Raw genomic sequence first — 257 nt, forward strand, 5'->3', positions numbered from 1 at the left:
GGAGAGGATCGAGAGATGAACGAGATGACCAAGGTGGGCGCCACGTCCGCAGCGACCGCCGCAAGGGCGCAGACCGAGCAATGGCTCGCCGCCTTCAACGCCGCGCTGGCGGACGGGGACCCCGATGCCGCCGCCGCGCTGTTCGCGAATACGAGCTTCTGGCGAGACTTGGTGGCGTTCACCTGGAACCTGACGACCGTCGAGGATCCTGACGGCGTACGTGACATGCTGGCGGCGACACTGCCCACGCTTGGCAG

The 257-nt window shown here is 67.3% G+C and carries 1 pseudogene; it reads left to right on the plus strand.

The window, feature by feature from the left end:
- Positions 1-15: 15 nt before the first annotated feature.
- Positions 16-257, plus strand: a pseudogene (locus tag AC0L2P_RS32425) (NAD(P)/FAD-dependent oxidoreductase); the annotation flags it as partial.

This window comes from Mesorhizobium sp. WSM4836 (assembly GCF_055811815.1).